Origin of the sequence: Pectobacterium parvum (genome assembly GCF_020971565.1) — a bacterium.
In the GTDB taxonomy this organism is placed as follows: domain Bacteria; phylum Pseudomonadota; class Gammaproteobacteria; order Enterobacterales; family Enterobacteriaceae; genus Pectobacterium; species Pectobacterium polare.
In genome coordinates this window covers 1668275-1693854 of sequence record NZ_CP087392.1, presented here as the reverse complement: position 1 = coordinate 1693854, position 25580 = coordinate 1668275, and the positions used below count along the sequence as shown (strand labels likewise).

The 25580-nt window shown below is 52.5% G+C and carries 24 protein-coding genes; 7 read left to right on the top strand and 17 right to left on the bottom strand.

The features are described from left to right. Window positions 1-5: 5 nt before the first annotated feature. From cvpA to pdxB, 8 genes are all read right to left on the bottom strand, one after another. Window positions 6-506, bottom strand: a complete 501-nt coding sequence (gene cvpA, locus LOZ86_RS07585) for a colicin V production protein (protein ID WP_005969889.1) — start codon at window positions 504-506, stop codon at window positions 6-8. A gap of 316 nt (window positions 507-822) precedes the next feature. Next, entirely contained in the window at window positions 823-1587 is a 765-nt protein-coding gene (dedD, locus tag LOZ86_RS07580) for a cell division protein DedD (RefSeq protein WP_230243033.1), read from the bottom strand. Beyond that, entirely contained in the window at window positions 1577-2845 is a 1269-nt protein-coding gene (gene folC, locus LOZ86_RS07575; RefSeq protein WP_039484012.1) for a bifunctional tetrahydrofolate synthase/dihydrofolate synthase, read from the bottom strand. Before folC ends, dedD begins: the two co-directional genes overlap by 11 nt. Before the next feature lie 103 nt (window positions 2846-2948). Beyond that, window positions 2949-3866, bottom strand: a complete 918-nt coding sequence (gene accD / locus LOZ86_RS07570) for an acetyl-CoA carboxylase, carboxyltransferase subunit beta (protein WP_039471294.1) — start codon at window positions 3864-3866, stop codon at window positions 2949-2951. 224 nt (window positions 3867-4090) lie between these two features. Continuing rightward, window positions 4091-4753 carry a DedA family protein gene (locus LOZ86_RS07565; RefSeq protein WP_039484009.1) on the bottom strand — a complete coding sequence of 221 codons (663 nt, stop codon included), beginning with the start codon at window positions 4751-4753 and terminating at the stop codon, window positions 4091-4093. A 194-nt stretch (window positions 4754-4947) separates the two neighbouring features. After that, window positions 4948-5799, bottom strand: a complete 852-nt coding sequence (truA, locus tag LOZ86_RS07560; RefSeq protein ID WP_230243032.1) for a tRNA pseudouridine(38-40) synthase TruA — start codon at window positions 5797-5799, stop codon at window positions 4948-4950. Further along, window positions 5799-6809: an aspartate-semialdehyde dehydrogenase gene (locus tag LOZ86_RS07555; protein ID WP_039484006.1), complete on the bottom strand. Its 1011-nt coding sequence runs from the start codon at window positions 6807-6809 to the stop codon at window positions 5799-5801. The genes truA and LOZ86_RS07555 overlap by 1 nt, the downstream gene beginning before the upstream one ends. A gap of 161 nt (window positions 6810-6970) precedes the next feature. Further along, window positions 6971-8107 carry a 4-phosphoerythronate dehydrogenase PdxB gene (pdxB, locus tag LOZ86_RS07550; protein WP_039484005.1) on the bottom strand — a complete coding sequence of 379 codons (1137 nt, stop codon included), beginning with the start codon at window positions 8105-8107 and terminating at the stop codon, window positions 6971-6973. A gap of 190 nt (window positions 8108-8297) precedes the next feature. Here pdxB and LOZ86_RS07545 point away from each other — a divergent pair, with 190 nt between their 5' ends. After that, on the top strand, window positions 8298-9269 hold the full coding sequence (locus LOZ86_RS07545; RefSeq protein WP_039484003.1) for a DMT family transporter: 972 nt from the start codon (window positions 8298-8300) through the stop codon (window positions 9267-9269). Between the two features lie 103 nt (window positions 9270-9372). Beyond that, window positions 9373-10629, top strand: a complete 1257-nt coding sequence (flk, locus tag LOZ86_RS07540; protein ID WP_039484001.1) for a flagella biosynthesis regulator Flk — start codon at window positions 9373-9375, stop codon at window positions 10627-10629. A 153-nt stretch (window positions 10630-10782) separates the two neighbouring features. On the opposite strand, the gene LOZ86_RS07535 is transcribed toward flk, so the two are convergent. Together LOZ86_RS07535 and fabB are read right to left on the bottom strand one after the other, a co-directional pair. Beyond that, entirely contained in the window at window positions 10783-12102 is a 1320-nt protein-coding gene (locus LOZ86_RS07535) for a hypothetical protein (RefSeq protein ID WP_039483999.1), read from the bottom strand. 333 nt (window positions 12103-12435) lie between these two features. After that, a complete protein-coding gene (fabB, locus tag LOZ86_RS07530; RefSeq protein ID WP_039483997.1) occupies window positions 12436-13653 on the bottom strand; it encodes a beta-ketoacyl-ACP synthase I in 1218 nt (405 codons plus the stop codon). Window positions 13654-13826: 173 nt separating this feature from the next. Here fabB and mnmC point away from each other — a divergent pair, with 173 nt between their 5' ends. Continuing rightward, complete coding sequence (gene mnmC, locus LOZ86_RS07525; RefSeq protein ID WP_039484174.1) at window positions 13827-15854, top strand: bifunctional tRNA (5-methylaminomethyl-2-thiouridine)(34)-methyltransferase MnmC2/FAD-dependent 5-carboxymethylaminomethyl-2-thiouridine(34) oxidoreductase MnmC1; 2028 nt, start codon at window positions 13827-13829, stop codon at window positions 15852-15854. A gap of 410 nt (window positions 15855-16264) precedes the next feature. Here the strand turns inward: mnmC and LOZ86_RS07520 are convergent, their stop codons facing one another. The 6 genes from LOZ86_RS07520 to prmB all read right to left on the bottom strand — a co-directional run bounded on the left by LOZ86_RS07520 (window position 16265) and on the right by prmB (window position 21076). Then, the gene (locus LOZ86_RS07520) at window positions 16265-16549 is read right to left on the bottom strand and encodes a YfcL family protein (protein WP_014916053.1); all 285 of its coding nucleotides are present in this window, start codon (window positions 16547-16549) and stop codon (window positions 16265-16267) included. 33 nt (window positions 16550-16582) lie between these two features. Beyond that, on the bottom strand, window positions 16583-17128 hold the full coding sequence (locus tag LOZ86_RS07515; RefSeq protein ID WP_010285076.1) for an elongation factor P hydroxylase: 546 nt from the start codon (window positions 17126-17128) through the stop codon (window positions 16583-16585). 27 nt (window positions 17129-17155) lie between these two features. After that, window positions 17156-17956 (bottom strand): sulfite exporter TauE/SafE family protein, encoded by an 801-nt coding sequence (locus tag LOZ86_RS07510; RefSeq protein ID WP_039483995.1) that lies wholly within the window; start codon window positions 17954-17956, stop codon window positions 17156-17158. Window positions 17957-18005: 49 nt separating this feature from the next. Further along, window positions 18006-18851 (bottom strand): penicillin-insensitive murein endopeptidase, encoded by an 846-nt coding sequence (gene mepA / locus LOZ86_RS07505; protein ID WP_039483993.1) that lies wholly within the window; start codon window positions 18849-18851, stop codon window positions 18006-18008. A gap of 6 nt (window positions 18852-18857) precedes the next feature. Next, a complete protein-coding gene (gene aroC / locus LOZ86_RS07500; RefSeq protein WP_039483991.1) occupies window positions 18858-19943 on the bottom strand; it encodes a chorismate synthase in 1086 nt (361 codons plus the stop codon). Between the two features lie 200 nt (window positions 19944-20143). Then, the gene (gene prmB, locus LOZ86_RS07495) at window positions 20144-21076 is read right to left on the bottom strand and encodes a 50S ribosomal protein L3 N(5)-glutamine methyltransferase (RefSeq protein WP_039483989.1); all 933 of its coding nucleotides are present in this window, start codon (window positions 21074-21076) and stop codon (window positions 20144-20146) included. Window positions 21077-21247: 171 nt separating this feature from the next. Between prmB and smrB the strand changes: the two genes are divergently transcribed. Further along, window positions 21248-21790 (top strand): endonuclease SmrB, encoded by a 543-nt coding sequence (gene smrB / locus LOZ86_RS07490; protein ID WP_039483987.1) that lies wholly within the window; start codon window positions 21248-21250, stop codon window positions 21788-21790. An 86-nt stretch (window positions 21791-21876) separates the two neighbouring features. On the opposite strand, the gene sixA is transcribed toward smrB, so the two are convergent. Next, complete coding sequence (gene sixA, locus LOZ86_RS07485; RefSeq protein ID WP_039483985.1) at window positions 21877-22359, bottom strand: phosphohistidine phosphatase SixA; 483 nt, start codon at window positions 22357-22359, stop codon at window positions 21877-21879. A gap of 1096 nt (window positions 22360-23455) precedes the next feature. Between sixA and LOZ86_RS07480 the strand changes: the two genes are divergently transcribed. The 3 genes from LOZ86_RS07480 (at window position 23456) to LOZ86_RS07470 (ending at window position 25532) form a co-directional block, all read left to right on the top strand. After that, on the top strand, window positions 23456-24004 hold the full coding sequence (locus tag LOZ86_RS07480) for a Csu type fimbrial protein (RefSeq protein WP_039483983.1): 549 nt from the start codon (window positions 23456-23458) through the stop codon (window positions 24002-24004). 179 nt (window positions 24005-24183) lie between these two features. Next, window positions 24184-24720, top strand: coding sequence for a Csu type fimbrial protein (locus LOZ86_RS07475; protein ID WP_039483981.1), 537 nt, complete (start codon window positions 24184-24186; stop codon window positions 24718-24720). Window positions 24721-24755: 35 nt separating this feature from the next. Then, window positions 24756-25532 (top strand): fimbrial biogenesis chaperone, encoded by a 777-nt coding sequence (locus LOZ86_RS07470; protein WP_039483979.1) that lies wholly within the window; start codon window positions 24756-24758, stop codon window positions 25530-25532. Window positions 25533-25580: the final 48 nt, after the last annotated feature.

Genomic DNA, 25580 nt, shown 5'->3' with positions numbered 1-25580 from the left:
CAGCGCTACCGCAGCGATAAATGCTGCGGCAAGAAACTTGACGTGCTTTGCAGGTAGTCAAAAAACCACCTGATAATATAACTGAACTGCGGGATTAACTGGGACTGCTTCCAGTCATCACTTTGTGAAAAACCGGTGAACGTATCCAGAAAGAATAGCAGTGCGGAAACGATCAGCACCCCGCGCAGAGCACCAAAACAGATGCCCAGAACGCGATCGGTGCCGGATAATCCGGTACGTTCAACCAGTGAACTAATCACATAGTTGACGATAGCTCCCACAATCAACGTTGCAATAAACAGAATGGCAATCGCAATGCCGTTACGCACCAGCTCATCATCAAAACGGGTGAAGTAGACCGCGAGGTAAGCGTAGTAATGGCTGGCAACAAAAAAAGCACATCCCCAGGTTACTAACGACAGCGCTTCGCGAACAAACCCCCGGATCAGGCTAACCAGAGCCGAAAATCCGATGATGCCAATAATGACGTAATCAACCCAAACCATGAACTATCCTAATAATGAACGATGCTACCGATAAGCCGCTACGTCATCCTGTTCGCGGCGCATTCTAACAGAAAAAGAAAACGTTTGCGTAGCGTATTTCCGCCGATTTCATCGATAGATAATCAGGCGAAAAAACCGACAAGACGTCATGCCTGATTCTATTAACTCTCGGCATCTCAAAACTCACAGCAGGCATCTTAAAACAGCGGCGGGGCGACGTATCGCTGATGTGAACCTCATCCCCGCTGCCTGCTTTTGCTTACTTACGTGGCCGACGGAGAACCATCCATCACGTAATCATCACGCTCGACGACCGTTAACGAACGGAATGCGCCCGAACCTGCCCGCTTAGCCCGCTGAGCTGTTTCAGCTCGCCCAGTGAAGACTCCAGCTTCTGCTTCGATGCATCTGGCCCCACGTAAATACGGGTGATTTCGCCTGAAACCGGCGTTGATGGCACGGTATACGCGCGGTAGCCAGAGAGACGAAGCTTAGCGACAATTTCGTTCACCTTATCGGCGTTTTTCAGCGCACCAAGCTGCACAATATAGGCCTGCCCGACAGGCGCTTGCGGCGTCGGCTGCGTTTCAGGCTTCACTTCCGGTTTGGGTTCCGGTTTAGGCTCTGGCTTCGGTTTCACTTCTGGCTTCACCTCAGGCTTTGGCTGAGGCTTCGGTGTTACCGGCACTGGCGTCTGAACCGGCGGACGTTCAACCACCACTGGCGGTGCCGTCATGGCTGGCGTATTCGTGCCAAAATGGGACCATGGCGGCGTCTGCGTCGTGGTTTCAGATCCTGTCGTTGTAGATGATGCAGACGATCTCGCTTCAGCGGCTTCGGCTTCCGCACTGTTTTGCATCGCCGCTTCCGCCCCTTCCGGCGGTTGACTCGGCAGCGACGGGTTCAGCGCAGGCAGCGCTTCCATCTCATTGCTGTCACCCGGTTTAGGGATCAGCGGAATCGATGCAAACTCGTCTTCGTAGTGCTTTTTCTTGCCGTCCAGCAGGCCGGGTAAGACGATCACGCCCAGCGCGACCAGAATAACCGTACCGACCAGTCGATTCTGAAATTTACTCGCCATTCGCCTTCTCCTCATCCAGCGCTTCCATCACATGCGCTACCGTATGAAAAGATCCACACACAATGACGATATCCTGCTCCGTCGCCTCGAACATTGCTTGCTGCCAGGCGGCAACGACATCGGAGAACGATTGGCTATGCGTCAGGTGCTCGGCAATCTGCTGCGCCGTGGCACCACGCGGCCCTTCCAGCGGTGCGCAATACCACGCATCCACCAACGGCGTTAAGTGGGCCAACGTACCGGCGATGTCTTTATCCGACAGCATGCCGACGACAGCTCGCACTTTTCCAGTTTTCGGCAGTGCAGCCAAACGGTTTGCCAGATACGCCGCCGCATGCGGGTTGTGTGCAACATCAAGAATCAATCGCGGTGACGCCTGCACGGTCTGAAAACGGCCGGGTAATGCGGCGTGCTGCAAACCTTGTCGAATCGCCTCTTCACTCACGTTGAGTGAAGAATAGTGCAATGCAGCCAGTGCCGTGGCGGCATTGGCTAACGGGACGTTGGGCAACGGCAGCCGTGACAACTCGCGCTGTTTATCCTGCCAGCTCCACGTCTCACGCTGAACGGAATATTCCCAGTCGCGACCGCGACGGCGCAGCTGTGCACCTTTCTCTGCGGCAACATCAGCAATCGTTCCCGGCATATCCGGTTCACCGACGACGGCAGGTCTACCCTGTCGGAATATCCCGGCTTTCTCGCGGCCAATGCTTTCCCGATCGTTACCTAACCAATCGGTATGGTCGATAGCAATACTGGTTACCACGGATACATCCGCATCCACAATATTGGTGGCATCCAGACGCCCGCCTAGCCCCACTTCCAGAATGACGACATCCAGATTCGCCTGCTTGAAGAGTTGCAGTGCCGACAGCGTACCGAATTCAAAATAGGTGAGCGATACCGCCCCTCTCCCTGCTTCGATATCCGCAAACGCCCGCGTATGCTGCGCTTCAGGCAATTCCTTGCCCTGAATACGCACTCGCTCGGTATAGCGAACAAGATGGGGAGAACTGTACACACCCACCCGCAGCCCGGCGGCTAACAGAATGGATTCCAGCGTACAGCAGGTCGTTCCTTTGCCGTTTGTCCCCGCGACGGTGAAGATCGTGGCGGCAGGCTGGAGCAGTTGGAGATGTTCGGCAACCTGCTTAACGCGTTCCAGACCTAAATCAATGGCCTGAGCGTGCAGGTGCTCAAGATAATGAAGCCACGTGACCAAAGGTGACGTGGCTTGAGGTATTTGAAGAGTATCCATGAGTCCCGTTCACTAGCTTACGGTTCATTGCGGGCAGAGCGTGCATTGCTACTCGGTCGAGAACGACGTGGTCGAGCACCACATGTCCTGCCCATCATGTCAATTATGCGTCATCCTGTGATGATTCAGACGGCGCATCGCTGCGGATTTCCACATCATCGTTGCCCGGTTCTGGATGGTTCGTCAGTTTGGCAAGAATCGTGGCCAGCTTGTAGCGCATTTCCGGACGACGAACGATCATATCAATCGCCCCTTTCTCAATCAGGAATTCGCTGCGCTGGAAGCCCGGCGGCAGTTTTTCACGCACGGTTTGTTCGATAACGCGTGGGCCGGCAAAGCCGATCAGCGCTTTCGGTTCGGCAATGTTCAGGTCGCCCAGCATCGCCAGACTCGCGGAAACACCCCCCATGGTTGGGTCGGTCAGCACAGAAATGTAAGGCAAGCCGCGATCGCGCATTTTTGCCAACGCTGCACTGGTTTTCGCCATTTGCATCAGCGACATCAGCGCTTCCTGCATACGCGCACCGCCACTGGCGGAGAAGCACACCAGCGGACAACCGTCTTCCAACGACTGCTCAACGGCACGCACAAAGCGCGCACCCACAACAGACGCCATTGAACCGCCCATGAAAGAGAACTCAAATGACGCGACGACAATTGGCATGCCGTACAGCGTGCCTTTCATCACGACCAGCGCATCTTTCTCATCGGACTGTTTCTGTGCAGAAACCAGACGATCTTTATATTTTTTGGAATCCCGGAATTTCAGGACATCCTTCGGCTCCAGTTCGCTTCCCAGTTCGACAGTGTTTTCTTTATCCAGAAAAGCCTGTAGACGGGCGCGCGCGGAAAGGCGCATATGGTGATCGCACTTCGGGCAGACACCCAGATTGCGCTCCAACTCGGCACGATAAAGAACCTGGCCGCAGCTATCACATTTTGTCCAGACCCCTTCAGGGATGTTCGCTTTACGGGTCGGTGTGATATTGCTTTTGTTAAGAATTCGTTCAATCCAGCTCATTGATAACCTTTCTGCTTGAACCTGGCAAATGCCAGTCCGCTGTTCATGTTATTCCCTGACAACATTGCCAATGAAAAAATGCCTGAGACGCACGACAATCGCGGTACAAAGGCATCGGCACCAAGGGTGTTCCCAAGAACAGACCATAAATGCTGCCCATTAAACCATAACGTTCCGGTACTGTGGATAAAAAACTGGTCAAACCGGATGTTAAAATACTTCACTTATTTCACATTGCCGCGCGAGGCCGCTCTACGGTGACGGGCAATCTCAATAATGCCCGGCAGGATAGAGAGAAAAATAATTGCAACAATCAGTAATTTCAGATTTTCCTGCACCACCGGCAAATCGCCAAACAGGTAGCCCGCATAGGTAAACGACAACACCCACAGCAGCGCACCAATGACATTATAGGCTGCAAAATGCCGATAGCTCATGTGCCCCATCCCGGCAACAAACGGCGCAAATGTTCTCACAATCGGGACAAAGCGCGCCAGAATTATCGTCTTGCCACCGTGACGCTCGTAAAACGCATGCGTTTTATCCAGATAGCTGCGGCGGAAAATCTTTGAGTTCGGATTGCTAAACAGCTTCTCACCGAACAGTCGTCCAATCGTGTAGTTCACTGCATCACCCGTAATCGCGGCAACGATCATCAGGAATACCATCGTGTGCACATTCAGATCGTTCGACGGCAACGCCGCCAGCGCCCCTGCGACAAACAGCAGCGAATCTCCCGGCAGAAACGGCGTCACCACCAGCCCGGTCTCACAGAACAGAATCAGGAACAAAAGGGCATAAATCCAGACACCATATTGCTCCACCAGTTCCGCCAGATGAACGTCAATGTGCAGAATAAAATCAATAATAAACTGTATAAATTCCATCACAACTTCTTCTCCCAAAGTGTCTATCGAACGCACGCGGTCGATATACGCAAGGCAGCCGCACTCTCCGTGTTGCCTTGCGTATAGCACGCTGAATAGCCTCGTCCTTAATACGCATCGCACCCTGCCTTTGGCCTACGGCCATCTGGCAGCGTGCAACAGGTAAAAAGACGCACTCATTACAACAAAAAACGTCAATCCGCTAAAAAGAGCGGCCCCCTCGTAGGCCGCGGCAAAGCAAAACGCGCAGGATAATCTACCGCCACCAAATACAGCCCTCCGGCTCTGGCTGTTGCGCCAGCCAGCGTACGATCTTTGGCCGCCAGCAGCTCGGCAATCCACGACTCTGGGCGATTGCCACAGCCGACATCCATCAGGCTACCAACGATATTACGCACCATATGATGAACGAACGCATTGGCCTTAATATCTACCACGATATAGTCACCGTGACGTGTAACCTTTAAATGATTTACATAGCGCCACGGCGTGCGCGACTGGCACTGCACTGCACGAAAGGAGGTGAAATCATTCTCCCCCAACAGGCATTGCCCGGCTCGTTCCATGCGTTCCACGTCTAACGGGTGATAAAAGTGCGTCATGCCGCGCGAAAGCACCGCAGGACGATAGCGGTGATTGTAGATGACATAGCGGTAGCGACGTGCCGTGGCGCTGAAGCGCGCATGGAAATCCTCATCCACCGTTTTCACCCAGCGCACCGCGATATCCGGCGGTAAATTTGCATTCACGCCCATCGTCCAGGCGGCATCTTTTCGGATCGCATGCGTGGTGAAATGCACCACCTGCCCGGTGCCGTGAACACCAGCATCGGTTCGCCCGGCGCAAAACACCTCTATCGGTTCATCCGCGACTTTGCTCAGCGCCTTTTCAAGACAGGCCTGCACGCTAGCGACATCAATCTGACGCTGCCAGCCATAATAGAGGCTACCGTCGTATTCAATGCCTAGCGCGATTTTCAGCGGGGCGCGTTCGTTTTCCGCAGCGGCATCGGCCTGAATAGCCTCTGCCTGAGTGGTTTCCGACATTACCCGAGATACTCCTGCACCAGACATTCTGCCGTTTCCACCGCCATCAGCGCGCCGCCAAAGCGGGCGTTATCGGCGACCGACCAGAATTGCAGTAGCTCAGGAATACCATAATCATTACGCAGACAGCCGACGCTCAGTTGCCCATTGCCCGAAGCATCGCCAACCTGCGTCGGGTAATCCTGCTCGTCGCTTACCTCAATATTCCCGGCATTGAGCAGTTCATCGCGCGCTTCTTCCGCAGACAGCGGACGCAGTGATTCAAGATGAACAACCTGCGCGTGACCATAGAACACAGGGGACTGAATACAGGTCACTGAAATCGGCAATCCGTCATCCTGTAAGACTTTACGCACCTGATCGACCAGCGCGCGTTCTTCGCGCACGCTGCCCGCATCATCGGGCAGTAAAGGCAATAGATTGAATGCCAGCTGTTTCGGGAAAATCCCAGCCTCAGGCGGAACACCATTCAGCAGACGCGCACTTTGCCCGGCCAGATCGTCTATCGCCGCTTTACCGAGTGCGGAAACGGACAGCATATTGACGACATGCAGGCGCGAGAGCCCAGCCGCATCGGTCAACGGCTTAATCGCCGTCAGCAGTTGGCTAGTCAGGCTGTCAGCCACCGCGACAATATTACGGTTACGATAATCTGCCAGCGTATGCGTATTCACGCCAGGTACCACCAGCGGAACATCCGGCTCCAGCGCAAACAGACCGCTGCTGTCGATAACCAGACAGCCCGCGTCCCCCGCGTCTTCCGCATAGCGGGCGCTGACGTCCTGACCAGCAACAAAAAACGCCAGCTGCGCCTGTGACCAGTCAAAATCCGCCACATCGGTGACCAGGCAAGATTTGCCGTTAAAACGTATGGTTTCACCCGCGCTACGTTCACTGGCCAGCGGATACAGTTCACCCACCGGGAATTCGCGTTCCTGCAATAATTCCAGTAACGCCGTGCCTACTGCGCCCGTTGCGCCCAGCAGAGCAATATTCCAGCCGTCAGACATTTGGTTCTCTCCCAAATTTTGAATGAAACACAAATCACGAATGGAACCGACAGACGATAGCGACACCGTCTGTCAGTTCATGAATAAATAACTGTCTATTAATGAATAAATAGTATGCTTATGCGACGTATCCGCCAGCGGAGAACCTCAGCGGTGCTCCGTTAACGTGCATCCCGCACTGACGCCGTGAACCCCAGCGCGTTCAGGCAATCTGCGCTATCAGCATCAGCGCAGATAACATGGAGTGACGACCATTCGCGTCGTTCCTGATAATGTTTGCGCAGGCGATCGAATTCGCCTTCCTGATGCGCAACGTGGCGCAACAACGCATCGTCCCGGCGCACATCATACACCAGATGCACCAGACGTTTTAGCAACGCCTCATCCAGCGGCGCGGTCAATGTCACTTCGGCATACTCTGGTGCAGGCAAAAGCGACGAAAGCGCCACCTGCTGCGGGGTTCCGATAAACTCGCTCCACGCCTCAAACACCTGCGTGGTGCCGCGCGCTTTCCCTTCCAGCGTATAGCCAGCGATATGCGCCGTGCCAATGTCTACTCGCGCCAGCAGATCGGTCGATAACGCAGGTTCCGGCTCCCATACGTCAAGAATGACGCTGAGCTTTTTACCCTGTTGCAGCGCTTCAAGCAGTGCAGCATTGTCCACCACTGGGCCACGACAGGCGTTAATCAGAATACGTCCGTCCGCAAACGCGTTCAGTACAGCGGCATCAACCAGATGGTGAGTACGGTACGGGCCGTCGAGATACAACGGCGTATGCAGCGTCAGAATGTCGGCATCACGCACCAGCGTGTCGAGCGGCAGGAAATCCCCCGCCTCACCGCGATCGGCACGCGGCGGATCGCACAGCAGCGTGTTAACGCCCCAGGCTTTCAGACGCGCATCCAGACGTCTGCCAACATTACCCACGCCGACAATCCCTACGGTTTTATCACGCAGTTGGAAACCATCACGCTCGGCCAGCATCAGCAAAGAAGAAAAGACGTATTCCACTACCGCGATGGCATTGCAGCCGGGGGCAGCAGAAAACGCGATCCCGTTGGCGTTAAGCCAGGTGTCATCAACATGGTCGGTGCCTGCCGTCGCGCTGCCGACAAATTTTACCGCCGAACCAGACAGCAAATCCGCGTTCACCTTCGTGACCGAGCGCACCATCAACGCATCCGCGTCCGCCAGCAGATCGCGCGGCAAAGGACGTCCCGGTACGGCCTGCACTTCACCCAGACGGCTAAATAGCTCGCGGGCATACGGCATATTCTCATCAACCAGAATCTTCATTGTCTTCTCCGACATCGGTAGCCAGCCAAAAAAAGCGGGGAGATATTTTGCCACCGAATGGTGCAGAAACCCAAGGCAATTACGACGCGATATCTTTCCGTTATCGGTTAGCACCCATGAGGATCTGACAAGATGGTCGCCATAGAAAGCCGACGCCATACAAGGTTGATAGTCATCACATGGCTCTGTTATGTTGTTTGCCATTGCTGCACTTGCCCCATTTTTATCGACCAGACTGGCAATTGGTGCGTTTTTCGTCTGGTCTGTTATGAGAAACCCAACGTTGAACGCCCTCTTTCCCACCATTGCCGTCCTGATCTGGTCAGTTAACGTCATCGTCAACAAGCTCTCAGCAAGCGTTATTGACCCAGCCGCTATCTCGTTTTATCGCTGGCTGCTGGCGTTCCTCGTCATGACGCCGTTCATGCTGCCAACGCTTCGTCAGCACGCGGCGACCATTCGTCAACACGCCTGGAAACTGCTGGTTTTGGGTCTGCTTGGCATGGTGTTGTATCAAAGTCTGGCCTATTACGCGGCGCACTCGATCAGCGCCGTGATGATGGGGATCATGGGGTCACTCGTGCCGCTACTCACCGTCCTGCTCAGCATTCCGTTGCTGCGCCTGGCTCCCACGCTGGGCGTGCTGCTCGGTAGCATACTGTCGCTGGTCGGGATTGTCTGGCTGATCGGTGAGGGACACCCAGAACAAATTCTGGCGCAGGGCATCGGCCCCGGTGAACTCATGATGTTTTGTGCGTCGTTGTCCTATGCACTCTATGGCGTGCTGACCAAACGCTGGAGCATCCCGTTGCCCAATTGGGTATCGCTCTATGTGCAAATTGCCTTTGGCGTAGTCGTGCTGATTCCAAATTTCCTACTGACGGACAATGTGCAACTCAATGCCGAAAATCTGCCGCTGGTAATTTTCGCTGGCATCATGGCCTCAATCCTTGCACCTTTTCTGTGGATTCAGGGAGTTATGCGCCTCGGAGCCAGCAAAGCCTCCATCTTTATGAACCTGACGCCGATCTTTACGGCGATGATCGCCATTGGCTTTTTGCATGAGCCGTTACATCATTATCATCTGGTTGGCGGTGGCATCACGCTACTCGGCGTGATCCTCGCCCAGCGCTTGCGCATCCCACTAGGGCGTAGCTCATAAGCCCCCAGAAGATTAGTGCCGTTTTAGGCGACGTCTGACTATCGGCCGTCACGGGAGATTGCTATGATTCATCTCAATCATGACGGCAGTGAGGATAACCGATATGCAACCTGTAAGTGGCCCAGGTGCCCCGCTGCCCGGCGAACGTTCGGTGACGCCAACCACCACATCGTCCACTTCTGCATCATCCACTAACGCCGCGGGTTCCGCCAACGGCGATCGCCCGCTGACGCTGGCGCAGCGTACGACGTTAGAAAATCTGGTGCTTAGAGTTGCCGCACTGACAACGTCAAAGGCAGCGGAAGTCTGGACAACGGTAAAACAGGGATTAGGGCTGACAGAAAATAATGAACTGCTGTCCCGCCATTACCAACCTGCCGAGCAGATACTCCAGACGCGTTTAACACAGGCGCAAGATAGCGGTGGACGTCAGCAGTTGCTTCAGCGTCTGACGGATATGCTGTCTCAGGGAAATAACCGTCAGGCGGTCAGCAATTTCATCCAGCAACAGTTCGGTAGCACCACGCTAAGCGCGCTGACTAAAACGCAGCTACAGCAGGTTGTTACGCTGCTGCAAAACGGGCAAATCCCGCAGTCAACGGCATCAGCCACAGCATCGCAAACCGCTCAGGCCGCCAACTCGCCCGATCGCCCGCTCTCTCCTGCGGAACAGCGCGGCTTGAATCAGTTAGTCACCCGCTTAGCGACCATGACTGGGGAACAGCCTGCAAGAGTGCTGAACAATCTGATGATGATGCAAAATCTTAGCCCAGGCGACGCTATCCCGTTAAAACATCTGCCGCTGATCACGCAATTCCTGCAAGCACAGGTTGAGCTGCAACAGACGCAGACGCTGTTGCGCGCCACTCCACCAGCGCAGCAGGGAACACAGACCCATGCAGGCACGACAGGCGCAGCGCCAGAACCGCTGACAGCCAACACCACTAACGCGACAAACGCGAATCCGTCGTCCACAGCGAATCTATCATCACAGCCACTATCGGCACAGAACACGCTGCTTTCCCCGAATCTCGCGCCGTTGCAGGCTCTGCTACAACAGCCTATGACCGCGCAGGAACAGCACTTATTGATGGATTACACGCAGAATCGCTTCAATATCGGATTACAAACCCCGCTGACGCCGATGCAGGTTAGCGATCTGCTGACGTTCCTGTTTACGCAGCGCATTCAGCGTTCACAGGAAACAGACTGGACCACGACCTCACAATTGCTGCATCCGCTGTTTAACCCGCTGATTGCGTCATTGCCGCTCAGTTGGCAATCCCTGTTCCATAAGCCGATGTTTTTGGTGATTGTCAGCACCTGCGTGGCTGCCTTTCTGCTTTGGGTATTGATCTAGCACATAAATGACAGGCTAATCACCCCAGTGCGCCTTCATCACGCTATCCAGTTTTTTTCAACCAAAGGGCATGAGATGACACTAGTCTGTTTCCTGAACGAGCTAACGAAAGTCAGTTCTTTTATCAACGGTTATTTAATTAAGGGACACAGGCTAGACTATTATGTTATGGCTCTCTTCAGATTTTTGTGCATGGCTATAGATAAAAGGTATATATCCGAGTCCTAGGACTGCGCCCGTCACCATACTGTTAAGTACACCTTGAACGGGAGCTGCATACCCTCCCAAATATGCCGAACTGAATAGGGAAGAGCGGCCAGCTAGTGTATTGAATATACTATCAAACACTGTTTTTTGTGTTATTTCATCTGTAGGTCGAAAACCAAGACCGAATTCAAGTCTGGGGTTATTGGATGAATAAGCGTGGAGCCCACGGTTTGTAAACTCATCCAGAGTTTCACCGCCAATGTTAACTATCGCTCTACCGACAATATTCGCAGCCAATGTACCCATTGTCGGTTCCAAAGCATTCGCCAGTATTTCCATTCCCTGATCAACAGCAGCCTGATTCCCCGCATAAGCAGCTGCAGATAACGCTGATGCCCTAAAATTAACACCACCTTTATTATTATCCTGTAGCAGTAAAAAATACTGGGACAAATCTCGTAATGGTACATAGACAAAGACTGCCGCGATAAGGGCATTTGCTGCTACAGAAAGTCCACTTGTTGCTGCCAAAGCCGCCCCCGTCCCGGTAACAAGCGCAATCTCGGCGAGTCGCGAACTCAGGCTTTCTGGTGTCTGAGTTCCCGCGCAAATATCTCGGATAATTCCTGCCAGTTGCAGAACAATTGGCATTGCGATGGCAATTCCCCCCGCGCTCACGCGTGCTGCCTGTGGGATATTGTCAAACAAGGCTGGAAGCGCGGACCTTCTCACGTATTCGCGTGCAGCAGTTGGTACCCCTACTGAGACTAAATTACGTGTAAGTGTCATTCCCATATTTTTTATATGTGTTAGTAACAATTGTTGATAATCGTTTAGCTTAGTGGAATTAGTATTTGAGATACTGTTATTATGCTCTGGCATATCAATAATTGTATGTGGTGGAACATTAACTATCGCGTTGCATACTAAACTCTGATCCTGCATATCCACATATTGTTGACTAGAAAGGACTTTAGTCAATTCGACGCTTTCTTCGTTACTGACGTTCCCTCCGATATAATTTTTTCCATCTGATGTTCTAAGATTATGCCACACTTGGTTCAGACTCTGGGCAGCATCGTTGATCGTAGTGTTATCAGTTTTGGAAAAATTGCTTTTACTATTACAAACGAAATTTACTTTCGAAGTAATGGGAGCCCCCCCCTTACTATCTGGTGAGTTATCACCTCTCATTTCATACTTCGCAGAGGTATTATGTAGTAAAGTAGACGTTGAAAGTGGAGTATTCGAAATATTACTAGGCATTTTAAAACTCCTTCTTTTAGAAAAAACACAGTCCACCGTTGATGATTTTTTGCTTTTTGTATATCAAAAAACGGGTATGGCAACTCCAGTTCACTTACTCCGCCTCTCGACCCAGAATACACCAGAAAATCATTAACTCGTCATAAGCTGGGCAGCAAACGATGCCATGCAGAATGGCACGGCAGCAGTCAAAAAAATGGGGCGGGCCCATTCCACCGCGGCACCTCGTGCTTACCAAACCCGCACCAACAAAAAACCCCGCGGCTTGCGCCTGCGGGGTTTTCTTTATTTCAATGAGAACGTTTCAATGAGAATATTTGACTGATAAACCGATTATTTATCGAATTTTCTCATGACCAGCGTCGCATTCGTACCACCGAAACCGAAGCTGTTAGACATCACCGTGGTCAGTTTACGTTCCGTCGGTTCAGTCACGATGTTCAGGCCAGCAGCCTGCTCGTCCAGATTTTCCACGTTGATGCTCGGTGCAACGAAACTGTGTTCCAGCATCAGCAGTGAGTAAATGGCTTCCTGAACGCCAGCTGCCCCCAGAGAGTGACCGGTCATCGCTTTGGTCGCAGAAATAGCTGGTGAGTTGTCGCCAAATACTTCACGAATCGCACCCAGTTCCTTCACATCGCCAACCGGCGTAGACGTGCCGTGAGAGTTCAGGTAATCAATCGGCGTATCCACACCGTGCATCGCCATCTTCATACAACGAACCGCACCTTCACCTGACGGGGCAACCATATCCGCACCGTCAGACGTCGCGCCGTAGCCGACCACTTCCGCGTAGATGTGTGCGCCACGTGCCAGTGCGTGTTCCAATTCTTCTACCACGACCATACCGCCACCGCCTGCAATGACGAAACCATCGCGGCCGGCATCATAGGTACGGGACGCTTTTTCTGGCGTCTCATTATATTTGGTGGACAGCGCGCCCATCGCATCAAATTCACAGGCCAGTTCCCAGCACAGTTCTTCCGCGCCGCCAGCAAACACGATGTCCTGTTTGCCCATCTGGATTTGCTCAACTGCGTTACCGATGCAGTGTGCAGAAGTGGCACAGGCCGAGCTGATGGAGTAGTTCACGCCGTGAATTTTGAATGGCGTTGCCAGACAGGCGGATACCGCAGAACCCATGGACTTAGTTACCACATAAGGGCCAACAGCTTTCAGACCACGCGGGCTACGCATCGCGTCAGCACCGAATACCTGATAGCGCGCAGAGCCGCCGGAACCGGCGATCAGGCCAACGCGCGGGTTATTCTGATAAACCTCATCAGACAGCCCAGAATCTTGAATCGCCTGCTCCATGGATAAGTAGGCATAGATCGATGCATCACTCATAAAACGCACAATTTTGCGATCAATGAGGCCAGTGGTGTCCAGTTTGACATTCCCCCAGACGTGACTACGCATGCCGGAATCTTTCAGCTCTTGAGAGAAAGTAATGCCCGAGCGGCCTTCTCGCAATGATGCTAGAACTTCCTGCTGGTTATTACCGATGCTTGATACGATCCCTAGGCCAGTAATCACTGCACGTTTCATTTAATACCTCTTCTTCCACTTATAGAGTTTGGGATTTCGCTTCGCACTTTAGCGTACAGTTGTAAGCTGAACAAGTCCGATCAGCCAAACTATCGCGAAATCATTGCTAAATTTGCGCCACAATATTCAGCCCGATAGAATCTCATCATCACTTGAATAATGAGCCTTTTATCGTGACCAACCTCCCCATCCAACACGCGTCGTTAAGTTGGAACGCTCAGGGTACACCTGTATCGCAACAGTTTGATGACGTCTATTTTTCGAATCAGGATGGGTTGGAAGAAACCCGTTATGTGTTTTTAAAGAGCAATCAGTTTCCTGAGCGTTTCACCACGCACCCGCGCGCAGCTTGCGTGATAGCGGAAACCGGCTTTGGCACTGGCCTGAATTTTCTGACGCTGTGGCAGGCGTTTACCGACTTTCGCCAACAGCAGCCACAGGCGACCTTGCGACACCTGAATTTCATTAGTTTCGAGAAATTCCCTCTGCGTCGGCATGATTTGGCTGCCGCACACGCACAGTGGCCGGAGCTGGCTGCATTCGCAGATGAACTACGTGAGCAATGGCCGCTAGCGCTGCCGGGCTGCCATCGTCTGATTCTGGCGCAAGGTACTATCACGCTCGATCTGTGGTTCGGTGACGTTAACGTCTTACTGCCTGAGCTGGATGAGACTCAGAACCATCAGGTCGACGCCTGGTTTCTGGATGGCTTCGCGCCTGCCAAAAACCCAGACATGTGGACGGAAAATCTGTTTCAGGCAATGGCACGTCTGTGCCGTAAAGAAGGCACGTTCGCCACCTTTACCGCCGCAGGATTTGTGCGTCGCGGCCTGCAACAGGCGGGGTTTAAGGTCAGTAAAGTCAAAGGGTTCGGGCAGAAACGTGAGATGCTGAGCGGCATTCTTCCCGACACGCTTCCCGTCATGTCGCCGACGCCGTGGTATTCGCGCCCTGCCGCCAGCACGACTGACGATATTGCGATTATCGGCGGCGGCATCGCCAGTGTGCTCACTGCACTGGCGCTGCAACGACGCGGTGCAAACGTCACGCTCTACTGCGCGGAAGCACAACCTGCTACAGGCGCATCCGGCAATCGTCAGGGGGCACTTTATCCTCTGCTGAATAACCGGCACGATGCGGTATCCCGCTTTTTCTCTCTCGCCTTTGACTTTGCCCACCGCAGCTATACCGCGCTGGCACAGCAGGGTTTGGCGTTTGAGCATCAGTGGTGCGGCGTCAACCAGCTCGCCTGGGATGAAAAAAGTGCGCGTAAAATAGAGCAGATTCTGCAAGGCGAATGGCCGGAAGCGCTGGCCGTCAGCATGGATGCGCAGCAATTGGAAAGTCACAGCGGCCTGAATATAGGCGTAAACGGCATCACTTATCCTGACGGCGGCTGGCTGTACCCGGCAGAACTGACAGCTTCTGCACTGAAGCTGGCAGAGCAGAACGGTCTGTCGTTACAGATGAGTACTGCCGTTTCCGCATTAGATAAAACGGACGACGGCTGGGCACTCACCCTGAGCACTGGCCAGCGGGTAAACCATGCGGTCGTGGTGCTGGCCAATGGTCATCACATTACCGACTGGCCACAGACATCACATTTACCCGCTTACGCCGTGCGCGGACAGGTCAGCCATATTCCGACCAACTCGGTGCTAGGCCAGCTCAAACAGGTCTTGTGTTACGACGGCTATCTGACGCCAGTGAGTCCGCAACATCAGACACACTGCATCGGAGCGAGCTATTTACGGGGTGAAACACACTGTGATTACCGGGAAGACGAGCAGCAAGACAACCGCCAACGGCTGCTGAATTGTTTGCCCGACGCAGACTGGGCGAAAACGGTCGATGTTAGCGATGCGCAGGCGCGTCAGGGCGTCCGCTGCGCGCTGCGCGACCATTTGCCGCTATTAGGGGCGGTGCCAGACTATGAACAAACGCTAACCGAGTATGAAGATCGACTGCACCCTCAACACCGTACCGACGCGGTGCCAAACGCACCATATTGGCAGGATCTGTTTATTATCGGTGCGTTGGGCTCACGCGGGCTCTGCTCCGCCCCACTCTCGGCAGAAATTTTGGCATCACAGATGTATGGCGAACCGCTACCGCTGGACCGCAATACGCTCGCCGCACTCAATCCAAATCGTTTCTGGATAAGAAAACTGCTGAAAGGTAAACCCGTCACTCAGGATTAATAAACTATCTCTTCACAGACAAACGGCCTCTTATGCACAAATGCCACGACTTGTAATGGTTTTTGCCAGAATCCGGCTTAAAAAATTATGCAGCGGTGAGCTTAGCCGCCGAGTGAGCGACAGGACGTCGCGAAAACCAGTGCCGCGTCGGGAACGCGTCACTGGTGGCTCGATTAGCGGTCATGAACACCGATGGCACCGCGAAGCGGCATAATTTATGCCGGGAGCCTGGGTTCGCAGGGCGGCGGCGACTGAGCGCCATGCGTCGGGCGCGTATACGGTATCGCATATGAATAGCAGCAGTGTGGCGCACGAAACTGTCTCTGAGTCTGCATAGGAATGTAACTGAGAGACAGTGAGTAGGGAGCGGTCATAACGAGTTCGGCTAAACTCATTCTAAACAATTCAAGCTAGTGGGTACTATTCTGCGCCTGCTGGAACAGACGTTCCCACATCCCGTTAACCAGTACCTGATCCGGTGGTGACAGCTCACCGTTTTTGATAGCGTTATTAATGCTGTCGCTAACGCGCAGATGCAGTGCTTCAAGCGTGTGTTCCCCATGCTCTTCCGCTTCTGCCACCGACACCGTCAGATGACCACGCAAATAGCCGCCGGCAAACAGTTCATCGTCGCTGGCATGCTCTACCATGTCATCAATCAGCGCCAGAATGCGCGTTTCAAATTCTGCGATCATTTATTATCCTCAAATTTTTGCGGTTCCCGCGCATCACAGATCGGCTGGATACGGGAAGCTCGCCGCCGTCAGCGGTGGCGTATTGTAAAACGATTGTAATGCACGAATAAAGCTGGCCGGACGCGCGGGAATCCCCTCTTCCAGATATTGCATCACCTGCGCGTGCACGCGCCGCTGGAAATCAATACGATCCGGCTCGCAGTCGCCGTTCAAGTTGTCGCAGCTGACGTTAAACGGAAAGCCTGCGGCGACACAGAACAGCCAGTCGAAGGCCTGTGGTTTGATTTCCACCACCTCAAACTGACTTTGCGTCGAGGCATCGCGGCCATCCGGGCAGTACCAGTAGCCGAAATCAACCTGCAAGCGCCGCTGGGCGCCAGCAATGCACCAATGAGAAATCTCGTGTAGCGCGCTGGCATAAAAACCGTGGGCAAACACAATCCGGTGATACGGAATGTCATCATCCGCTGGCAGATAAATCGGCTCATCATCGCCTTTTACCAGACGGGTATTGTATTCATCGCCAAAGCAATCATTAAAAATATCAATCAACTGTTGATAATGGTGCGTCGTTGTCATGTTATCTATTGTTATCATAATTTGTTGTTATAAAAACTGTCCCAGCCAAACGGCAATCTCCTGCCCGTGGCTGTCATAAATCAGCTTGCCGCTCATGATGGCGGAAACCAGCACCAGCATAGGACGAATCAGCTTTTGCCCTTTCGTCATCACCATTTTGGCCCCAAGCCGCGCACCGAGGATCTGCCCGATCAGCATGACGCAGCCGACCACCCAAACCACTTTCCCACCGAGCATAAAAAACAGCAACCCGCCGAAGTTAGAGGTGAGATTCAGGATTTTGGCATGCGCTGTCGCTTTTGCCAGATTGAAGCCATACAGGGTGACAAAGGCCAGCGCGTAAAACGACCCGGCACCGGGGCCGAAGAAACCGTCATAAAAACCGACACAACCGCCAGCCACCATCGCAAACGGAAGCGGCGCTAGGCGACGCTGCCGATCTTCATCGCCGATTTTAGGCGTTAATAAAAAGTAGAGGCCGATGCCAATGATGAGAAACGGCAGCAGTTGGCGCAGAAAATCAGCATTGATCTGCTGGATCAGCCAGGCACCAAAGGTCGAGCCGACAAACGTCAGCGCAATCGCCAACTTCTGCTCGCCCAGATTCACCGCACGGCGGCGGATGAAATACAGGCTGGCGGAAAAGGAGCCGCCGACAGCCTGAAGTTTATTCGTTGCCAGCGCCTGCGCCGGGGATAAGCCCGCCGCCAGCAAGGCGGGGATCGTCAATAAACCACCACCACCCGCAATCGAATCAATAAACCCTGCCAACGCCCCGACAAAAAACAACACGGCCAGCATTTCTGGCCCAAGAACCAACCAATCCATATTTATCTCGAAAATAATTATCTCGGAAAGTAGCTATCTCGAAAAATCGTTACCTTGCGGCAAAATGACTGTCGAGCAATGCCTGACAAGACGGAGGCAACGGCGGCGGCGTGGTTTTTTCTGGGGCTTCGCTACTCGGCTGCTTCGGCTGGAACCAGCTGGTCAGCTCGGCACCGCACCCGTCACCGATGGGTGGTTCGCTCTGTTCCTGACACTCAAGGCTATCCGCTGGGCAACGTAGACGAACGTGCATGTGCGCGCGGTGTGCAAACCAAGGGCGAACTTTACGCAGCCAGTCACGATCGTGACCGGCTTCACCACACAGCTGTTTTTTAATCGCCGGATTGACGAAGATACGCGTCACTTCACTATCCAGTGCGGCGGTTTTGATCAGGGTGGTGATTTCCGGTCGCCAAACGCGTGGGTTAACGTTCAGCCCGCTGGCGTTAACCAAGTCGATAGGCTGCGGCTTCAGCAACTGCTGCTCGCTCCAGCGCTGTCTGGGCAATTGCAGCCAGATATCGACATCCAGCCCAGATTGGTGACTGGCGTGGCCGCTGCTGAAACGTCCACCAACAGGCATGCCCATATCCCCCACCAGCACATTACCTGAGGTCGTACGCTTGACCTCGTTGCTCAGGCGGTGGATAAACGCCAGAAGATCGGGATGACCGAAATAGCGGCGCTGATCGACGCGCATCACCTGATAATCCAGCGACTGCAATGGCAGCGGCTGGGCACCGATGATACAGCCATTGGAAAAACTCCCAATTGACTGTGACGTACCCGCGACCGGATGCGTTATCTCCTGCCAGGGCGTTTTCGCCCATGCGACATTCGACAACAGCGGCGCGCTCAGTGCCAGCGCGAGAACCCCGATTAACACTTGTTTCATTATTTTTTACCAGCGAGGAACCTGACTGTTCACATCCCCACACTGTGCACGTTGGCGCAGCAGGTGATCCATTAACACAATCGCCATCATGGCTTCGGCAATCGGCACCGCGCGAATACCCACACACGGATCGTGACGCCCGCGCGTAACCATTTCAGTCGCTTCACCCTGACGGTTGATCGTTTTCCCCGGCACCATAATGCTGGAGGTCGGCTTCAACGCCAGATGCGCAACGATATTCTGACCGCTGCTGATCCCGCCCAAGATGCCGCCAGCGTGATTGCTTTGGAAACCGTCCGGCGTGATTTCGTCTCGGTTTTCGCTGCCGCGTTTGGTGACAACCGCAAAGCCATCGCCAATTTCGACGCCTTTTACAGCATTGATGCTCATCAGTGCGTGAGCCAAGTCAGCATCCAGACGATCAAAGACCGGCTCGCCTAATCCGACAGGCACCGATTCCGCCACGACGCTGACCTTCGCGCCAATGGAATCGCCTTCTTTTTTCAGCGCCCGCATCAGTTCATCCAGGGCTTCCAGCTTGTCGATATCCGGACAGAAGAACGGGTTTTGCTCAACCTGTTCCCAATCTTTCAGCTCGCAGGTGACATCACCAATCTGCGACAGATAGCCACGTATCTTCACACCATGTTGCTGTTGCAGGTATTTCTTCGCAATCGCACCCGCGGCAACGCGCATCGCCGTTTCACGCGCGGAAGAGCGGCCACCACCACGGTAATCGCGCTGGCCGTATTTTTGCTCATAGGTGTAATCGGCGTGGCCGGGGCGAAAGACATCTTTAATCGCACCGTAATCTTGAGAACGCTGATCGGTGTTTTCAATCAACAAGCCAATACTGGTCCCTGTCGTTACGCCTTCAAAAACGCCGGACAGAATCTTGACCTGATCGGGTTCGCGGCGCTGCGTCGTGTAGCGGGAGGTCCCCGGACGACGGCGATCCAAATCGTGTTGCAGATCCGCTTCCGTTAGCGGGATGCCCGGCGGTACGCCGTCAACAATACATCCCAGAGCAATACCGTGGGATTCACCAAATGTAGTGACGCGGAAAAATTGCCCAATACTGTTGCCTGCCATCACAACTCCTTCGCCTGTGTTCTGTTTCTGCCTTACCGCCTATACCCGTCATACTTCAAGCTGCTTGTACGTTGGCGGCTCTTACTCACCCCAGTCACTTACCTTTGTAAGCTCCTGGGGATTCGTACGGTTGCCGCCTTCACGCAACTCGAATTATTTAGAGTATAAACGGTAAGACTAATGAATATCGTTATGACCGTTTAATCACGGTAAGCGCTAAAGTGCGCTTTGCAATCGACCAGCTGTGATTGCGTTAGCATAAACACGCCGTCACCGCCGTTATCAAACTCCAACCAGGTGAACGGGATTTCTGGGTATTGAGCGATCAGGTGCACCATGCTGTTGCCCACTTCGCAAATCAGCACGCCGTCGTCGCTCAGATAATCTGGCGCACAAGCCAGAATACGACGCACCAGATCCAGACCGTCGTTACCCGCCGCCAGCCCCAGTTCAGGCTCGAAACGGAATTCCTGCGGCAGATCGAACATATCTTCTTCATCCACGTACGGTGGATTAGTCACGATTAAATCATAGCGAATCGCCGGTAAATCGCGAAACAGATCAGAGCGAATCGGCGTCACGCGGTATTCCAGAGCGTGCTGCTGAATATTTTGCTCGGTTACCGCCAGCGCATCGCTGGAGATATCGACCGCATCGACCTCCGCTTCCGGGAACGCCTGAGCGCAGGCAATAGCAATACAGCCGCTGCCCGTGCACAGATCCAGAATATGGTTTGGTGTTTTTGGCAGTTGCTCATCAAAATAGTTATTGATCAACTCACCGATGGGAGAGCGCGGCACCAGCACGCGTTCATCCACGTAGAATTCCAGGCCGCAGAACCAGGCCTTGTTGGTCAGATAGGCAACCGGGATACGCTCATTGACGCGGCGAATCACACGTTCAACAATGCGCTGCCGTTCGCTGGTGATCAGACGGGACGTGTACATATCTTCAGGAATATCGAGCGGCAGATACAGGCTAGGCAATACTAGCTGTATGGCTTCATCCCAGGGATTATCCGTCCCGTGGCCGTAATAGACGTTGGCTGCGTTAAACCGGCTAACAGCCCAGCGCAACATATCCTGAATGGTATGAAGTTCACTGACGGCCTCATCGACGAAAATTTTGTCCAAGGGTGTCCTCCGCAGACAGTTCTGAATGGGAAATTGGCGCTTAGTTTGCCATGAAGCCCGCGACAAATCAGCAGATATAACCGACTGAACGCGCCCCGATACAGACTTTTATTTAGCGACAGCGGGGAGACAAGGTAAACTGATCGAATGTTGACGCAAGATGAATGAAACATGAGTAATAAATTTTCGCTGAATGACGACGAATTACAGCTTTTTCGCACGTCAATCACTGGCACAAAAAAATTGCGTCAGGATACCTATACCCATAAACCGCTGCGCAAAAAACCGGGCGAATTACCCGCCAAACGGGCATGGCAGGAGCAGGTTGATGCCAGTTTCTATTTTTCGGATGAATTTCAGCCACAGTTGGATGCAGAAGGCCCGACGCGCTATACCCGTCCGGGTGCCAGCCCCTATGAATTGAAGAAGCTTCGACGGGGAGATTATTCACCGGAGCTGTTTCTGGATTTGCATGGCCTGACGCAGCTTCAGGCGAAGCAGGAATTGGGCGCGCTGCTAGCGGCCTGTCGGCGGGAGTATGTTTACTGCGCCTGTGTGATGCACGGGCACGGCAAACATATACTTAAGCAACAAACGCCACTCTGGCTGGCACAGCACCCTGACGTGCTGGCTTTTCATCAGGCCCCGAAAGAGTTTGGTGGGAGTGCCGCGCTGCTGGTGTTGGTGGCATTGGAAGCCCCTTCGCTTGAATAAACTCACCCTTATTCAAAAACAATGAGGCATGTAAGTTCATTACATGCCTCATACCGTATGAATTCAGGAATGTGGGGGTAGTCGTATCAGGATTTCGCGTTCAACTGGGCTGGGCTGACTTGCCAGTGCAGAACGCCATGACCGGATTCCGCTTCCACCTTCACGCAGGCAATAGCAGATGTGGCGAACATCGGCGCAGTTTCATTCTGGCATAATTCGGCAACCAGATAGCCCACCAGCGGCAGATGCGACACAACCAGTACCGCCCCCACGCCTTCTCTCGCCAGCGTTTGCAGATAATAGCTGACAAGCTGGGCATCACCACCGGGCGTCAGCTCATTCAGGCAATCCGCTTCTTCCAGCAACGGCAGCACTTTTTTCACCACCTCGAGCGTTTGCAGGGCACGCAAATAGGGGCTCACCAGAACGCGCTCAATATCGATATTTTGCTCATTCAACCAACACGCCATCTGGCGGGATTCATCACGACCAGCGTCGCTCAACGGCCGAAGGGCATCACTCGCTGCATCAAGTACCGCATCACCATGACGCATTATCAACACTTGCATATTACACCGCTATGTTAATGAAATATATGATATATCCTCATAGCCTTGGCGGTATGAGAATTGGCTTACGTTGCAATTCTGGCATGTTTGCAACGTAAGCCATATAAGATTTACTGTAGGTTACCTGAGTTTCTCGCGATGTAAACTCGCCTAAGATCAGATTTTGGTAGAAAAATCTACTATCCTCCTTTTCGGTTGTATGCTGCTGGTCTGTTGCCAAGAAAAATCCTGCAGGAATGCGACTAAAAACTGTTATAACATTAACTATTCTCAAGACGAGCTTTTAACGCATCCTTCACCAGCGAGCCAATAATCGTAATACATCGACATATCCAAAATGCATCCCTACCCTCATTACATCACATTAATTATCTGATAAATAAACACTTTATAGTCTTCAACGAAACCTATTCCTCATATAAATCATAACCATATTTTTAAATTAGCCATTATAGCCACTTACAACACAATTACTTTTTCAGATTTAAATACCAAAATAAAACAACAACTAAGTATAAAACACCAAAAAAACCATAAAAATAAATTGTTATTCCCATAATAACAAATATCAATTTTGCAATATTGTTAAAAAACCACTCTGCTTCTATCTTTATATTAAATAGCGTATCTTTTTCGATTCATTTTATTCAAACAAGGTAATCATATGGAATATAACGTTATCTAATAAAAAATAAATTTATCTTTTATTATGGAAGATCACGTAAATCAGGAAAAATTAAAGATATTTTTTATTATATTATATGCACGTTATTATTCTTCATCATGGAAGATGATAATTAGTGAAATTTTCTTTATTGCATTATTTTCACCATACGGAAAGAAGTAGTAATACATATTTCAGCAGTGCTGAAACTTTAGTGTCAGTGGTTCTTCAAGTCAGGAAAGGGAATGAATTCTCTGCACTTTCCTGCTCGGTTAACCCATGCTGATTAAAACGAATCGTTATGATCTCGTTTGTAGTAGTCATTAGTGACAAACCGTTTTCACAAAAATTAATACGTTTTCGTGAAGGCACTTTCGATAAAAATAAGTGAGATGCAATGAAAATAAGTAAGATGCATATAAAGGAATCATTATGAATTCTAAACGAATAATTTTACCTATTCTGGCTACGCTATTTACCGCATTCAGCCTATCCCCCACAGCCAGTGGCGTGACGATTAATGGTCAGATTCCAGTATCACTCACCATTACCGCCGCCTGTACGGTCAACAACGGGGGAGGTGCAGGAACCACATGGGGAACAATAGACTTCGGCCCCCACTCCGACCTAACTGCCGCGATTGATAGCCAGGTTACCAGCACCGGGGGCAGCGGGATTACGGTTAATTGCTCTGTTGGCACCCCAGCCACATTGCGCATCGGTGCAGGTGCAAACGCCACCGCCTCGCTACGCAGACTGGCACCGGGTACAGGAACCTACAACGTTCCTTATCGCTTGTATAGCGACTCAACCCGCAACACTGAAATCCCGCTGAGTAGCTCAACCGGTATTGCCATTGTGTCAACGGGCAACCCGCAGCTGGTTCCGGTGTATGCACGTATCCTGCCGTCAGACCAGACCGTTCTGGCACCCACCGCAGGGGCTTATACTGATACTGTCACTGCAACTATCGAATGGTAGTTTTTACAGGTCGGCATGTTTACATGTCGGCCTTTTTAGAGGCATTGACCCGTAAGAAAAGGAACCGTTATGTCACCACAGCCTATACGCGATATCGAAACTGCTTGCACTCTGCCGTTCATCCTTGTGTTGGATATGTTCCTCGCCGCCATTCAGGCTAGGTAACAGTTGGTATTACGATGCATTTTCTATCGGCATTGATTTCGTCACTTCTGCTATCCGGCGCCATCATTCCTACGCTGGCGATGGCGCTCACCGTTAGCAGCACATTCGATGTCACGGCAACAATACAAAGAGGCTGTGTTTTTGGTACCAGCACGGCAAACAGCCAGCCCAATATGGGAACACTTAATTTTGGGACGCTCAGCGCCACGGCAACCAACGTAGATATCGCAAGTACCAGCGGCGGCGGCTCGATTGTTGCCACCTGCACACCCGGCACGAGCGCCATCATTGAACTGGGCTACGGCGCCAATGGCGGCGGCAGTGCGCAACGTTATCTGAAAAATGCAGCGGGAACGCGTCTGCTAGCCTATCAGCTTTACCGCGATGCGGCACGCACGCAAGTGTGGGGAACGGGAAGTCTGGCGCTCAGTATTGTCTCCTTTCCCGCCACAACCCAGACCTACACCGTCTATGCCCGCTATTTTGGCGGTACGCCTCTGCCTCCCGCAGGGGTTTATACCGATAACGTGACCGTCAGCCTGACTTATTAAAAACAAAACAGGGTGAATATAGAATGAAGAGGAAAATGACGTTTTTTATTCGGGCAATGGCCTTTTTATTAAGCGGTTTCAGTGCGTTTTGCTTTGCCGCCAGCTCTATCCTCGTTTGGCCGATTTATCAGGTGATTGAAGCCGATGAGAACAGCTCAGCGCTGTGGCTGGAAAACAAAGGCAATGCGCCGGTCGGTTTGCAAATCCGCATCATGTCCTGGAAGCAAATAGATTTTCAGGATCGTTATGCCGAACAAAGTAATGTGATTGCTACACCGCCGTTCATGACGCTGGAGCCGGGCAAGCGCAATATGGTACGACTGATTCGCGTCAACTCGCCCCCCGCCAATACCGAACAGGCATACCGCATCATCGTTGATGAGATTTCCGCACCCTATCAACAAGATGCTCCGCAGATGGGGCTGCAATTCCAGATGCGCTATCTGTTGCCTCTGTTTCTTGATGGCGAAGGCGTCTGGACGCATAGTCGGCCGGAGAAGCGACGCGCCAACGACGAACCTACTCTGCCCGTGCTCAGTTGGCGAGTTGGTGCCATGGGAGGGAAAAACTATCTGTATGTTCGCAACCGTGGCGTGGTACATGCCCGGCTGAGTAACGTCTATTGGTCAGCCGACGAGAGGAGTGGGAAAGGAAGCCGGATAAAAGTAACCGATGGTTTTTTAGGCTATGTGCTACCGGGGCAAGAGATGCGCTGGCTGTTGCCTGCGGGCATATCCACACCGGGCGCGACGATGAAGCTCTTCACCAACTTGATCGATATCACCGATCCCATACTGATTAAACGCGAATGATGGATCGGTTGATGACAGAGACGTGTCTAGTGGCCGTGCGGCTATGGT